10 protein-coding genes and 2 riboswitches are annotated in these 13,525 nt (G+C 65.0%); of the genes, 6 read left to right on the top strand and 4 right to left on the bottom strand.

The genetic code is table 11. From position 1 onward, the window contains the following. The 5 genes from pnp to purU all read left to right on the top strand — a co-directional run bounded on the left by pnp (position 1) and on the right by purU (position 7,650). A complete protein-coding gene (gene pnp / locus QM612_RS03665) occupies positions 1-2,109 on the top strand; it encodes a polyribonucleotide nucleotidyltransferase (protein ID WP_415252539.1) in 2,109 nt (702 codons plus the stop codon). A 96-nt stretch (positions 2,110-2,205) separates the two neighbouring features. Then, positions 2,206-2,442: riboswitch (cobalamin riboswitch) on the top strand. Positions 2,443-2,619: 177 nt separating this feature from the next. Then, a complete protein-coding gene (locus QM612_RS03660) occupies positions 2,620-5,034 on the top strand; it encodes a ribonucleoside-diphosphate reductase subunit alpha (RefSeq protein ID WP_415252553.1) in 2,415 nt (804 codons plus the stop codon). A 141-nt stretch (positions 5,035-5,175) separates the two neighbouring features. Continuing rightward, positions 5,176-6,195, top strand: a complete 1,020-nt coding sequence (locus QM612_RS03655; protein ID WP_415252538.1) for a ribonucleotide-diphosphate reductase subunit beta — start codon at positions 5,176-5,178, stop codon at positions 6,193-6,195. Positions 6,196-6,198: 3 nt separating this feature from the next. Continuing rightward, the gene (locus QM612_RS03650) at positions 6,199-6,612 is read left to right on the top strand and encodes an acyl-CoA thioesterase (protein ID WP_415252537.1); all 414 of its coding nucleotides are present in this window, start codon (positions 6,199-6,201) and stop codon (positions 6,610-6,612) included. Positions 6,613-6,798: 186 nt separating this feature from the next. Beyond that, on the top strand, positions 6,799-7,650 hold the full coding sequence (purU, locus tag QM612_RS03645) for a formyltetrahydrofolate deformylase (RefSeq protein WP_415252552.1): 852 nt from the start codon (positions 6,799-6,801) through the stop codon (positions 7,648-7,650). 19 nt (positions 7,651-7,669) lie between these two features. Here the strand turns inward: purU and metE are convergent, their stop codons facing one another. The 3 genes from metE to QM612_RS03630 form a co-directional block, all read right to left on the bottom strand. Then, a complete protein-coding gene (gene metE, locus QM612_RS03640) occupies positions 7,670-9,985 on the bottom strand; it encodes a 5-methyltetrahydropteroyltriglutamate--homocysteine S-methyltransferase (RefSeq protein WP_415252536.1) in 2,316 nt (771 codons plus the stop codon). Positions 9,986-10,200: 215 nt separating this feature from the next. Next, positions 10,201-10,432: riboswitch (cobalamin riboswitch) on the bottom strand. A gap of 19 nt (positions 10,433-10,451) precedes the next feature. Then, positions 10,452-11,747: a polyhydroxyalkanoate depolymerase gene (locus QM612_RS03635; RefSeq protein WP_415252535.1), complete on the bottom strand. Its 1,296-nt coding sequence runs from the start codon at positions 11,745-11,747 to the stop codon at positions 10,452-10,454. A gap of 104 nt (positions 11,748-11,851) precedes the next feature. Beyond that, positions 11,852-12,445 (bottom strand): class I SAM-dependent methyltransferase, encoded by a 594-nt coding sequence (locus QM612_RS03630; protein ID WP_415252534.1) that lies wholly within the window; start codon positions 12,443-12,445, stop codon positions 11,852-11,854. 132 nt (positions 12,446-12,577) lie between these two features. Here QM612_RS03630 and QM612_RS03625 point away from each other — a divergent pair, with 132 nt between their 5' ends. Next, a complete protein-coding gene (locus QM612_RS03625; protein ID WP_415252533.1) occupies positions 12,578-12,997 on the top strand; it encodes a CopD family protein in 420 nt (139 codons plus the stop codon). Positions 12,998-13,012: 15 nt separating this feature from the next. Here the strand turns inward: QM612_RS03625 and QM612_RS03620 are convergent, their stop codons facing one another. Beyond that, entirely contained in the window at positions 13,013-13,384 is a 372-nt protein-coding gene (locus tag QM612_RS03620; protein ID WP_415252551.1) for a helix-turn-helix domain-containing protein, read from the bottom strand. Positions 13,385-13,525: the final 141 nt, after the last annotated feature.

Below are 13,525 nucleotides of genomic sequence, written 5' to 3'. Positions count from 1 at the left end.
GTGGCGAAGATCAGCAAGACCTTCCAGTACGGCAACCAGACCGTCACCCTCGAAACCGGCGAGATCGCGCGTCAGGCCGGCGGCGCAGTGATGGTGTCGGTCGATGGCACCGTGGTGCTGTGTACCGCAGTCGCGGCCAAGACCCAGCGCGAAGGGCAGGACTTCTTCCCGCTGACCGTGGACTATCAGGAAAAGTTCTACGCCGGTGGCCGCATCCCCGGTGGCTTCTTCAAGCGCGAAGGCCGCGCGACGGAGAAGGAAACGCTGACCAGCCGCCTGATCGACCGCCCGCTGCGCCCGCTGTTCCCGGAAGAGTTCAAGAACGAAGTGCAGGTCATCGCCACGGTGATGTCGCTGAACCCGGAAGTCGATGGCGACATCCTCGCCCTGATCGGCTGCTCCGCCGCCGTCGCCCTGACCGGCGCGCCGTTCCAGGGCCCGATTGGCGCGGCCAAGGTTGGCTACAAGGACGGCAAGTACCTGCTCAACCCGACCGTCAGCGAGCTGAAGGATTCGCAGCTTGAGCTGGTCGTTGCCGGCACCAGCGAAGCGGTGCTGATGGTGGAATCCGAAGCCGCCGAGTTGTCGGAAGACGTGATGCTGGGCGCGGTGGTGTTCGGCCACCAGCAGATGCAGGTCGCGATCAATGCGATCAACGAACTGGTTGCCGAAGCCGGCAAGCCGAAGTGGGACTGGCAGGCACCACCCAAGAACGAAGCGCTGATCGGTGCGCTCAAGGCTGCCATCGGCGACAAGCTCGCCGCTGCCTTCCAGGTGCGCGACAAGCTGGAGCGCAAGGACGCGATTTCCGCGCTGAAGAAGGCCGTGCTGGCCGAACTCGCACCGCAGATCGAAGCCGCTGGCTGGAGCGCCGCCGAAGCCGCCAAGGAGTTCGGTGAACTGGAATACCAGACCATGCGTGGCGCGGTGCTTGCCACCAAGGTGCGCATCGACGGCCGCGCGCTGGACACGGTGCGCCCGATCACCTCCAAGGTCGGCGTGCTGCCGCGCGTGCATGGCTCCTCGCTGTTCACCCGTGGCGAAACGCAGGCGATCGTCGCCGTCACCCTTGGCACTGCCCGCGACGGCCAGGTCATCGACGCGGTGGCAGGCGAGTACAAGGAACACTTCCTGTTCCACTACAACTTCCCCCCGTACTCGGTGGGCGAAGCCGGCCGCATGATGGGCCCGAAGCGCCGCGAAATCGGCCACGGTCGCCTTGCCAAGCGCGGCGTGCTGGCGGTGATGCCGACCATGGAAGCCTTCCCGTACACCATTCGCGTGGTGTCGGAAATCACCGAGTCGAACGGTTCCTCGTCGATGGCCTCGGTCTGCGGTTCCTCGCTGGCGCTGATGGACGCGGGCGTGCCGGTCAAGGCACCGGTGGCCGGCATCGCCATGGGGCTGGTCAAGGAAGGCAACGACTTCGTCGTGCTGTCCGACATCCTCGGTGACGAAGACCATCTCGGCGACATGGACTTCAAGGTGGCCGGCACCGCCAATGGCGTGTCTGCGCTGCAGATGGACATCAAGATCCAGGGCATCACCGAGGAAATCATGAAGGTCGCACTGGCGCAGGCCAAGGCCGGTCGCCTGCACATCCTCGGCGAGATGGCCAATGCACTGACCGCGCCGCGCGCCGAGCTGTCCGACTTCGCGCCGCGCCTGATCACCATCAAGATCCATCCCGACAAGATTCGTGAAGTGATCGGCAAGGGCGGCTCGGTGATCCAGGCGATCACCAAGGAAACCGGCACCCAGATCGACATCCAGGACGATGGCACCATCACCATCGCCTCGGTGAACGCTGCTGCAGGGCAAGCCGCCAAGGCACGCATCGAGCAGATCACCAGCGACGTCGAGCCGGGCCGCATCTACGAAGGCAAGGTCGCCAAGATCATGGACTTCGGCGCGTTCGTCACCATCGCGCCCGGCAAGGACGGTCTGGTTCACGTCTCGCAGATTTCCGACGAGCGCGTGGAGAAGGTCAGCGACAAGCTGAAGGAAGGCGACGTGGTCAAGGTCAAGGTGCTGGAAGTGGACAAGCAGGGCCGCATCCGCCTGTCGATCAAGGCCGTGGCGGAAGGCGAAGGCGCACCGGCGGCGTAATCCACGCCGCCATTGCAGTACACCGGAAAGCGGGCCTTGCGCCCGCTTTTCGTTTTCCTGAACACGAAATATCGTGTTGACGGGCTGCGACACCCACACTATCTTGTGGTTGTCGGTTCCGGTGGCCACGGCCGCTGGATGAAAAGGGAAGCCGGTGCGGCCCGCATTCCTGCTGGAATGTGAGCCAATCCCGGCACTGCCCCGCAGCGGTAGGTGGAGACGAGGTCGCAACACCCACTGGAACGGCGGTTCCGGGAAGGCGCGACCAAGGTGGCCGGGAATGTCCCGCCGCATCCACGAGTCCGAAGACCTGCCGACAGCCGCGCGAAGCACGCCGCGCGGTGCCGGCCACGGAATCTCCGGGGGGAGATGGCAGGTAGCACGGCTGGCGGGGAAACCCGCATGCAGCAAGTCGCAAGCCGTGCGACACCGACCTTCCACCCTCGTCTTTCCGATGCCACCCGCGCCTGCGAGGGACAGGCTGCGACCGTGCATCCCGCATGGAGAGACATGATGTCCGCACCCGTTGTTACTGCCGTGGCCGCGCCCGTCGCGCCTGCCTTTGACCTGACCCCGCCGCCGACTGCCACCACCATGCGGGTGACCAAGCGCAACGGCAGCAGCGAGGCGGTTGACCTGAACAAGATCGTGCGCGCGGTGACCCGCGCCGCCGAAGGCCTGCACGCGGTGGAGCCGATGCGGGTCGCCACCCGCACCATTTCCGGCCTGTACGACGGTGCCACCACCGCCGAGCTGGACGAGCTTTCGATCCGCACCGCCGCGCTTTTGACCGGCGAAGAGCCGGAGTACGGCAGGCTGGCCGCGCGCCTGCTGGCCGGCGTGATCGCCAAGGAAGTGTCGGGGCAGGAAATCCACGCCTTCTCGCAATCGGTCGCACGCGGGCATGAGCTGGGCCTCATCAACGACCGCCTGCTTGGCTTCGTGCAGGCCAATGCGCGCAAGCTCAACGACGCCATCGACATTTCGCTGGACGCCGGCTTCGACTACTTCGGCCTGCGCACCCTGTACGACCGCTACCTGCTGCGCCACCCGCGCACGCGCAAGGTGATCGAAACCCCGCAGCAGTTCTTCCTGCGCATCGGCTGCGCGCTGAGCGAGGATGTGCCCGGCGCGCTGGCGCTGTACCGCCGCATGGCCGAGCTGGATTACCTGCCGTCCTCGCCCACGCTGTTCAACAGTGGCACCACGCATGAGCAGCTATCGTCCTGCTTCCTGCTGGATTCGCCGCAGGACTCGCTGGAATCCATCTACGCGAAATACGGCGACATCGCACAACTCTCCAAGTTCAGCGGCGGCATCGGCGTCAGCTATACCCGCGTGCGTTCGCGTGGCTCGCTGATCCGATCGACGAACGGCCACAGCAACGGGATTGTGCCGTGGCTGAAGACGCTGGATTCCTCGGTGGCGGCGGTCAACCAGGGCGGCAAGCGCAAGGGCGCGGCCTGCGTCTATCTGGAGCCGTGGCATGGCGACGTGGAGGAGTTCCTGGAACTGCGCGACAACACCGGCGATGAGGCGCGGCGCACCCACAACCTCAACCTCGCCAACTGGATCCCCGACCTGTTCATGAAGCGGGTCGAGGCCGATGCCGAATGGTCGCTGTTCGATCCCAGCAAAGTGCCGGAGTTCACCGACCTGTACGGCGAAGCCTTCGAGCAGGCATACGAGCAGGCGGAGACGCAGGGCAAGGCGATCAAGACCGTCAAGGCGCGCGACCTGTACGCGCGGATGATGCGCACGCTGGCGCAGACCGGCAATGGCTGGATGACTTTCAAGGACAAGTGCAACCGCGCCAGCAACCAGACCCTGCGTGCCGGCAACGTGATCCACCTGTCCAACCTGTGTACCGAAATCCTTGAAGTGACCTCCAACGACGAGACCGCGGTGTGCAACCTCGGCTCGATCAACCTGTCGCGGCATTTCGATGAGGATGGTTATTTCGATTTCGACAAGCTGGCCGAGACCGCGCGCCTCGCGGTGCGCCAGCTCGACCGCGTGATCGACCTCAATTTCTATCCGATCGAATCCGCGCGTCGCGGCAACCTGCGCTGGCGTCCGGTGGGCCTTGGCTGCATGGGCCTGCAGGACGTGTTCTTCAAGCTGCGCCTGCCGTTCGACAGCGAGGACGCACGCAAGCTGTCCGCGAAGATTGCCGAGACCATCTACTTCCACGCGCTGGAAACCTCCTGCGAGCTGGCCGAGGAGCGTGGCAGGCATCCTGCCTTCGCCGACACCCGTGCCGCGCAGGGCGAGTTGCAGTTCGATGCGTGGAACGTGACGCCAGAAAACAGCGAACGCTGGGACGCGCTGCGCGAACGCATCAAGCAGCATGGCCTGCGCAACTCGCTGCTGGTCGCCATCGCCCCGACCGCGACGATTGCCTCCATCGCCGGCTGCTACGAATGCGTGGAACCGCAGGTGTCCAACCTGTTCAAGCGCGAGACGCTGTCCGGCGACTTCCTGCAGGTGAACCGCTATCTGGTGAGCGAGTTGAAGAAGCTCGGCCTGTGGACGCCGGAAATGCGCGATGCGATCAAGCTGGCGGAAGGCTCGATCCAGAACATCGCGCAGATCCCCGAGACCTTGCGCCATGTCTATCGCACGGTGTGGGAACTGCCGATGCGTTCGCTGATCGACATGGCGGCGGATCGCGGTGCCTTCATCGACCAGTCGGCCTCGCTCAACCTGTTCATGGAAAGCCCGAGCATCGGCGCGCTGTCGTCCATGTACATGTACGCATGGAAGCGGGGCATCAAGACCACGTATTACCTGCGCTCGCGCCCGGCCACCAAGATTGCCAAGACCACGGTGGGCACGGTGGATGCGCCGAAGAAGGAATACACCGTCGAGGAAGCCGTGGCCTGCTCGCTGGAAAATCCGGAAGCCTGCGAGGCCTGCCAGTAACCCTTGTGTATCCCCTCTCCCCGCCTTGCGGGGAGAGGGTGCCGAAGGCGGGTGAGGGGCGCTTTTCGCGCACTGTCCGCTGAACCCTCATCCGCCCTTCGGGCACCTTCTCCCGAAGGGAGAAGGAAAAGAGAACAGTCAATGTCCGCACACAACCGCCAACTGCTGCTCGATCCCGGCTTCGAGCTGACCCTGCGCCCGATGCGCTACCCGCAGTTCTACGAGATGTACCGCGACGCCATCCGCAACACATGGACGGTGGAGGAAGTGGACTTCTCGCTGGACACCAACGACCTGAAGAACAAGTTCGGGCCGGCGGAGCGCCACCTGATCGAGCGGTTGATCGCGTTTTTCGCCACCGGCGATTCCATCGTCTCCAACAACCTGGTGCTGAACCTGTACCAGCACATCAACGCACCCGAAGCGCGCATGTACCTGTCGCGCCAGTTGTACGAGGAAGCGCTGCATGTGCAGTTCTACCTGACCCTGCTGGACACCTACCTGCCGGATCCGAACGAACGCGCCAGGGCCTTCGCGGCGGTGGACAACATCCCCTCGATCCGCAGGAAGGCCGAGTTCTGCTTCAAGTGGATCGACTCCCTGCAAAACCTGCGCCGCATCGAAACCCGCGAGCAGCGCCGCCAGTTCCTGCTCAACATGGTCTGCTTCGCCGGCTGCATCGAAGGCCTGTTCTTCTTCGGCGCCTTCGCCTACGTCTATTACCTGCGTTCGCGCGGGCTGCTGCACGGCCTTGCCAGCGGCACCAACTGGGTGTTCCGCGACGAGAGCTGCCACATGGCCTTCGCCTTCGAGGTGATCCGCACCGCGCGCGAGGAAGAGCCTGACCTTGTCGATGACGAGTTCCGCCAGCAGGTGGTGCAGATGCTGACCGAGGCGGTGGAGTGCGAATACGCCTTCGCCGAGGACACCCTGTCCGGTGGCGTGGCCGGGCTGTCGCTGAAGGACATGCGCGAATACCTGCAATATTGCGCCGACCAGCGGCTGGCGCAGCTTGGGTTCCCGAAGCACTTCGGCTCGCGCAATCCCTTCCCGTTCATGGACCTGCAGGACGTGCAGGAGCTGACCAACTTCTTCGAGCGCCGCGTGTCCGCCTATCAGGTGGGCGTGGAAGGCGAGGTTGCCTTCGACGAGGCGTTTTGACGGATGGGTGAAAACGCGAATGTGTCCGCGCCTGCCGAGGCACGCCTGCTGCACGTGGTGTTTCCCGACCACACCAACCATCTTGGCACGCTGTTCGGCGGGCAGGCGCTGGCATGGATGGACATGGCGGCATTCATCGTGGCCTCGCGCCACGCGCGCAGGACAGTGGTGACGGCGCGCTCCGAGCAGGTGGATTTCCGCCTGCCGATCCGACAGGGCCAACTGGTGGAAGTGGTGGCGCGGATCGTCGAAGTCGGCCGCAGTTCGATGCAGGTGGAAGTGGAACTGATCGCCGAAGACCTGCTGGGTGGCGAGCGCGAACTGTGTACGCGCGGACGCTTCACCATGATCGCGCTGGATGCGCGCGGGCGACCGGTGCAGGCGCCACCGTTGCCTGTCAACGGCACGGGCATGTGAGTCGCGCCATGTGCGGAGCAAGCTCCGCACCTACAAAGACAGGTATGAATTGATCCGTAGATGCCGAGCTTGCTCGGCATGACAGGGCGGGTCATGCAGCGCGCTTATCGCCCGATGCCGGATGCGCCGCGCGGTTTGGTGCAGGCATGGCATAGTCGCTGGCCCCCGTGCTTCCTCGTCCACCGCATGCGTCACGACCATATCCTGACCCTGTCCTGCCCGGATCGCACCGGCATCGTCCACCGCGTGTCCGGGAGCCTGTTCGATGCCGGCTGCAACATCCTCGACGCCCAGCAGTTCGGTGATGCCGAGACCGGCCGCTTCTTCCTGCGCGTGCATTTCGACGCGCCGGATGTCGAAGCGCTGGAGGCGTTCCGCAGCGCCTTTGCCACGCTGGCCGACGGCTTCCGCATGGACTGGCAATTGCATGACGCGCGCCGTCGCGCGCGCCTGCTGGTGCTGGTGAGCAAACAGGGGCATTGCCTCAACGATCTGCTGTTCCGCACCCACAGCCGGCAGTTGCGCGCGGACATCGCGGCGGTGGCGTCCAATCACGTGGATTTCGCCGCGTTGGCCGGTTCCTATGGCGTGCCGTTCCATCACTTGCCGGTGGATGCCGGCAACCGCGAGGCGCAGGAGCGGGCGATCATCGATCTGGTCGAGCGCGAGCAGGTCGATCTGGTGGTGCTGGCGCGCTACATGCAGATACTGTCGCCACGGCTGTGCGAAGCCCTGGCCGGTCGCGCCATCAATATCCACCACAGTTTCCTGCCCAGCTTCAAGGGCGCGCAGCCCTACCATCAGGCGCATGCGCGCGGGGTCAAGCTGATCGGGGCCACTGCGCATTACGTCACGCCCGATCTGGATGAAGGCCCGATCATCGAGCAGGACGTGGCGCGGGTGGATCATGCGATGACCCCACGCGACCTGATTCGCGTGGGGAGTGACATCGAATCACAGGTGCTGGCGCGCGCGGTGCGCCATCACATCGAGCATCGCATCCTGCCGAACGGGCATCGCACGGTGGTATTCCGTTGAGGCAGTGCCTGCCCCGGCATCAGACCGGGGCAGGGCGTCTGCTTCCGACTTGCGCGGCAACCTTCGCGCGCAGCTCGCGTGCGGCTTCCACCAATGCCGTCAGTGCTGCACGGGTTTCCGGCCAAGCGCGCGTTTTCAGCCCGCAGTCCGGGTTGACCCACAACTGCTCTGGCGCGAGCACGGCGGTCGCCTTTTCCAGCAGTGCCAGCATTTCCTGCTTGTCCGGCACGCGCGGCGAGTGGATGTCGTACACGCCGGGGCCGATTTCGTTCGGATAACGGAACTTCACGAACGCATCCAGCAGTTCCATCCGCGAGCGTGAGGTTTCGATGGAGATCACGTCGGCATCCATCGCCGCCACGGCCTCGATGATGTCGTTGAACTCCGAGTAGCACATGTGTGTGTGGATCTGGGTGTCGTCGCGCACGCCGCTGGCGCTGATGCGGAAGGATTCCACCGCCCAGTCGAGATAGTGCTTCCAGTCGGCGCGGCGCAGCGGCAGGCCTTCGCGCAGGGCCGGCTCGTCGATCTGGACGATGCCGATGCCGGCGGCTTCCAGATCACACACTTCGTCGCGCAGGGCCAGCGCGATCTGCCGGCAGGTGCGCGCGCGCTCCTGGTCGTCGCGCACGAACGACCATTGCAGGATGGTCACGGGGCCGGTGAGCATGCCCTTCATCGGCTTGTTGGTCAGCGACTGCGCGAACTTCGACCAGCGCACGGTCATCGGCGCGGGGCGGGACACGTCGCCCCAGATCACCGGCGGCTTCACGCAGCGGCTGCCGTAGCTCTGCACCCAGCCGTTCTTCGTGAAAGCAAAACCGTCCAGCAGTTCGCCGAAGTACTCCACCATGTCGTTGCGTTCGAACTCGCCGTGTACCGGCACGTCGAGGCCGATGTCCTCCTGGAAACGCACGCACCTGGCGGTTTCGGTTTCGAGGAAGGCTTCGTAGTCGGCATCAGGCAGCTTGCCGGACTTGTTGGCAGCGCGCGCCTCGCGCACGTCCTGCGTTTGCGGGAAGGAGCCAATCGTGGTGGTGGGGAACAGCGGCAGGTTGAAGCGCGCCTGCTGCGCCTTGCGGCGTGCGGGGAAGGCGCTGCCGCGCCTGGCGTCATTCGGCGTCAGTGCAGTCAGGCGCGCGGCGACTTCAGGGCGATGCACGCGGGTGGATTGCTTGCGCGACACGATGCGCGCGCGGGCATCGGCAAGGCCGACTTCGGCATCGGGTTTTCCGGCCAGCGCATCGGCCAGCAGGCGCAGTTCACCGACCTTTTGCTTCGCGAACGACAGCCACGAACGCAATTCGGCATCCAGCGATTTTTCATGGTCGAGATCGACCGGTACATGCAGCAGCGAGCAAGACGGGGCTAACCACAGCTTGTCGTCACCGACGCGATCACGCGCATGCCGTGCCAGCACCAGCGCGTTGTCCAGATTGCTGCGCCAGATGTTGCGGCCATCAACCAGCCCTGCGGACAGCACGCGGTCATGCGGCAGCGCCTTCAGCACGGCATCGAGCTGGTCGAGGCCGCGTACCAGGTCAACGTGCAGGCCATCAACCGGCAACGATGCCGCAAGCAACAGGTTGTCGCCCAGCGCGCCGAAATAGGTGGCCAGCAGCAGCTTCGGGCGCCTGGCTTCGGCCAGTGCTGCATAGGCGCGCTGGACGGCGGCGCGGGTCGCTTCATCCAGATCCTGCACCAACACGGGTTCGTCGAGCTGCACCCACGAAGCCCCGGCGTCGGCCAGCTTCGCCAGCAGTTCGGCATACACCGGCAGCAGGCGGTCGAGCAGCGCCAGCGCGTCGCTGCCGTCGGTGGTCTTGGCGAGCTTGAGGAAGCTCACCGGGCCGATGATGACCGGGCGTGCGTCGAAGCCCAGCGCTTTCGCTTCGAGGTATTCGGTCACCGGCTTGTCACCGCGCAGACGGAACTGCTGGGCGGCGTCGATTTCCGGCACTAGGTAGTGGTAATTGGTGTCGAACCACTTGGTCATTTCCAGCGCGTGCAGGTCAATGCCACCGCGCTGGTGGCCGCGCGCCATCGCGAAATAGCCGGCCAGCGGATCGGCGTCGGCCAGTGCGCGGTAGCGCTGCGGGATGGCGTCGAACAGGAAGGCCGCGTCCAGTACGTGGTCGTACAGGCTGAAGTCGTTGCAGGGCACGACGTCGGCACCGGCGCCGCGTTGCAGCGCCCAGTGGCGGGCGCGCAGGTCGCGGGCGGTGGCTTGCAGGGAGGCGGCATCGCTGTCGCCGCGCCAGTGCGCTTCCAGCGCGCGCTTGAGTTCGCGCTTGACGCCGATGCGGGGGAAGCCAAGCGTGGTGGTGGTGCTCATGGTGTGGTTGTCCTCATTCGGTGGCGGATGAGGAACGAAGGAAGGCGCGCGTCGCCGTCCCAAACGAAGCCGGGCAGGCAGGCGAACCGATGACCTTCGCCCCCTCGGGCGAACCGACGCTGCGTTGGCAGGCGGACAGGCAGACGCAACGCATGCGCGCCGCGTGCATCCGGTCCGCTTCCCCTCGAAGCGTCAGGTCGGACAGCCGCGCGCGGTGGCGCGTGGCCGGTCGGGGCAGGTCTTCGGGCTCATGGGCGTTCGGCGTTGCCGCCGGTTTCTTGCCGTCGCTTCCCAGGGCCAAGGCCCCAGTGCTGGATGACGGTTCGTTCCCACCTACCGCTGCGGGGCAGCGCCGGCATTGCATGCGTGGGCATGCGCACCGGACTTCCCTTTTAATCCATCTCTATATCAGGATATAGCGATGAAACCGCGACGGGCGGCACGTTAACCCGCCCGGCGGCGGCGGTCAAGCAGGGCGGCTGCGCCTGCCGCGTGCGGGTTTTGCGGCAGGCTGCACTGCGTGCGAATGCGCCGCGATGAAGTCACGCACGCGCGGATACACCTGCGTGCGCCAGCGGCGACCGCTGAAGATGCCGTAATGGCCGGCGCCGGGCACGGTGTAATGCATGCGCTGCGCATCCGGGATGCCGGTACACAGCGCATGCGCGGCGCGGGTCTGGCCTTCACCGGAAATATCGTCCAGTTCGCCTTCGATGGTGAACAGCGCGCAGTCCCTGATCTTCGACGGCCTGACCCGTTCGCCGGCCACGTCCCACAATCCGCGCGGCAGCAGGTGCTCCTGGAACACGGTGCGGATGGTGTCGAGGTAATACTCCGCTGGCATGTCCAGCACGGCGTTGTATTCGTCGTAGAACTGGCGGTGCGATTCGGCGGAACTCAGGTCGCCCTTCACCAGGTCCTGATAGAAGTCCCAGTGCGAGGTGCCGTGGCGTTCCGGGTTCATCGCCACGAAGCCCATGTGTTGCAGGAAGCCGGGATACACGCGGCGTCCGCGCCCGGGATAGTTGGCCGGGACGTTGTGGATCACGTTGTTCTCGAACCACCACAGCGGCTGGCGGGTGGCAAGGTTGTTGACGGCGGTGGGCGATTCGCGGGTGTCGATGGGGCCGCCCATCATCGTCATCGACTTGGGCAGTGGCTCGCCGCGCGCGGCCATCAGCGAAACCGCCGCCAGCACCGGCACGGTGGGCTGGCAGACGCTGATGATGTGCAGGTTGTCGGTGCCGATGTGGCGGATGAACTCCTGCACGTAGGCGATGTAGTCATCGAGATGGAAAGCACCGGCCTCGGCAGGCACCATGCGCGCGTCCGTCCAGTCGGTGATATAGACCTTGTGGTCGGTCAGCAGGGTGCGCACGGTGTCGCGCAGCAGAGTGGAATGGTGGCCGGACAGCGGCGCAACCACCAGCACCACCGGGTCGTCCTTCATCCGCGCAAGGCCATCGGCCTGGTCGTGGTAACGCTTGAAGCGCAGCAGGCGGCAGAAAGGCTTTTCCAGCGCCACGCGCTCCACCACAGGGATGGACAGGCCTTCGACCTCGATCTGGTGGATGCCGAACTCCGGCTTCTCGTAATCCTTGCCCAGCCGGTACATCAGCTCGAACGCGGCGGAGGTGCGCTGCGCGCCCGGCAGCGAGGACAGCCAGCTGTCCGCAGCGGCATACATTTTTGCGCCGGCATCGGCGAAGTAGGTGAAGGGCGCAAGGCCCGCGCGCCAGAACTCGTGCAGTTGGTAGAGCATCATCGCGTTGGTTCGCCCCTGATTCGGTCTCATGCGCCGGCATGGCATGCCGCAGCGCAGCATACCGCATCGCACGGGCGCAACTTGAATGGGGAAATGCGACTTTAGTCCGGTAGTTCCAGCGCCGCTGCATGCGGCACCAGCATTGGCGACAGCCAGCAGTGTGACCCCAGCGGACGCAGGCCCAGCGCACGCAGGCGGTTGCGGTAGAACACGGCGCTGCGCTGCTTGAAATCGTGTTCATCGCCTTCCGCGCCGTCGCCGCGCACGAACATCTCGATGAAGGCCACGCCGCCGCACAGTTCGGCCAGTGCCGGCAGGCCGCGATCCAGTTCGCGCGTGTCCAGATAGTGCAGCACGTCGCTGCACACCAACAGGTCGGCGGGCGGGCAGGGGCGCAACCGGGCGAAATCGCCGAAGCGTGCGTAATGCAGGTTGCGGCGACGCCCGTGGCGGGCGGTTGCATACTCGCTGGAGTCGAAGCCGAGGTATTTCGCCTTCGGTCGCAGCTTCAGCAGCGGCGCGCGCCATGCGCCTTCGCCACAGCCGATGTCCAGCACCGTGCGGATCGGGCGTTCCAGATGATATTCGGCGGTGGCTACCGCAAGCGCCACCTTGCGCGCCAGCCGCGCGGCATCGCCAATGCCGCCATTTCGATACCACTTGTCGAAATAGGCGCGGTCGTAGGTTTTGGTCATGTTTGTTGCTCGTCGCTCCCGCGAAAGCGGGAGCCCAGTGTCTTTAGCTTTCCGTGTATCCGCTGCAAAATCAAAGACACTGGATCCCCGCCTTCGCGGGGATGACGGTCAGGAACATCCCGGAGCGACCACATGCCCTACCTGTTGACCAAGACCGCGCACCTCGTCTTCGTGATTGCCTGGATGGCGGCGGTGTTCTACCTGCCGCGCATCCTCGTCAACATCGCCGAGGCCGGTGATGCGCCCGACGTGCGCGCGCGGCTTGTGCTGATGGGGCGCAGGCTGTACCGCTTCGGCCATGTGATGTTCGGCATCGCCTTCGTGCTGGGATTGGCGCTGTGGCTGCACTTCGGCATCGGCGGTGGCTGGCTGCACGCCAAGCTGACGCTGGTGGCGTTGCTGCTCGTCTTCTATACCGTCAGCGGACGCATGCTGAAAGGCGTGGATGCAGGCCGCGCACTGCCCACGGCAAAGGCGCTGCGCTGGTTCAACGAACTGCCGCTGCTGCTGCTGGTCGGCGTGATCTGGCTGGTGCTGGCGAAGCCGTTTTGATGGCGGTGGATGAACCTAGCCGGCGGTGGGCGGCGGCGTTTTGCGGAACCTGCTGCTGCGGGTTTCCACCGCAGCCACGAGCCGCGTGAGTTTTTCCGGTGGCATGGAACGGAAGGCATGTAGCAGGCGCAGTTCCAGCTGATCCTTGACCACTTGCATCTCGCTGGCCGGGACTTCGTCGGGGCAGGGCTCCATGTCGCAATCCCCACGCCCGGTGGCAAGCCATTCGAACGACACGTTCGTTGTCAGCGCGATGCGTTGCAGGCGGTCGGTTGCGGGCAGCGCGCCGCCATTGCTTTCCCAGTTGGCAACTGCGCCACGGGTGATGCCAAGGCTCTGTGCAAGTGCAAATTGCGACATGTCTGCATGCAAGCGCGCATGCCGGATTCGATCAGCAAGTGAAGGAAGGTCTGAACAACTCCTATCAATCCTGCCACAATTGATCCGGCTCCAGTGAGGCGATCATGATGCAACTCACCTTCGGCGATGCGGAATCCATTGGCAAGCGCAAGCAGACGCGGCGCGAGG

Origin of the sequence: Thermomonas sp., from assembly GCF_047606765.1 — a bacterium.
Lineage (GTDB): Bacteria > Pseudomonadota > Gammaproteobacteria > Xanthomonadales > Xanthomonadaceae > Thermomonas.
The sequence above is the reverse complement of the archived record's forward strand: the minus strand, read 5'-3'. Positions and strand labels throughout refer to the sequence as shown.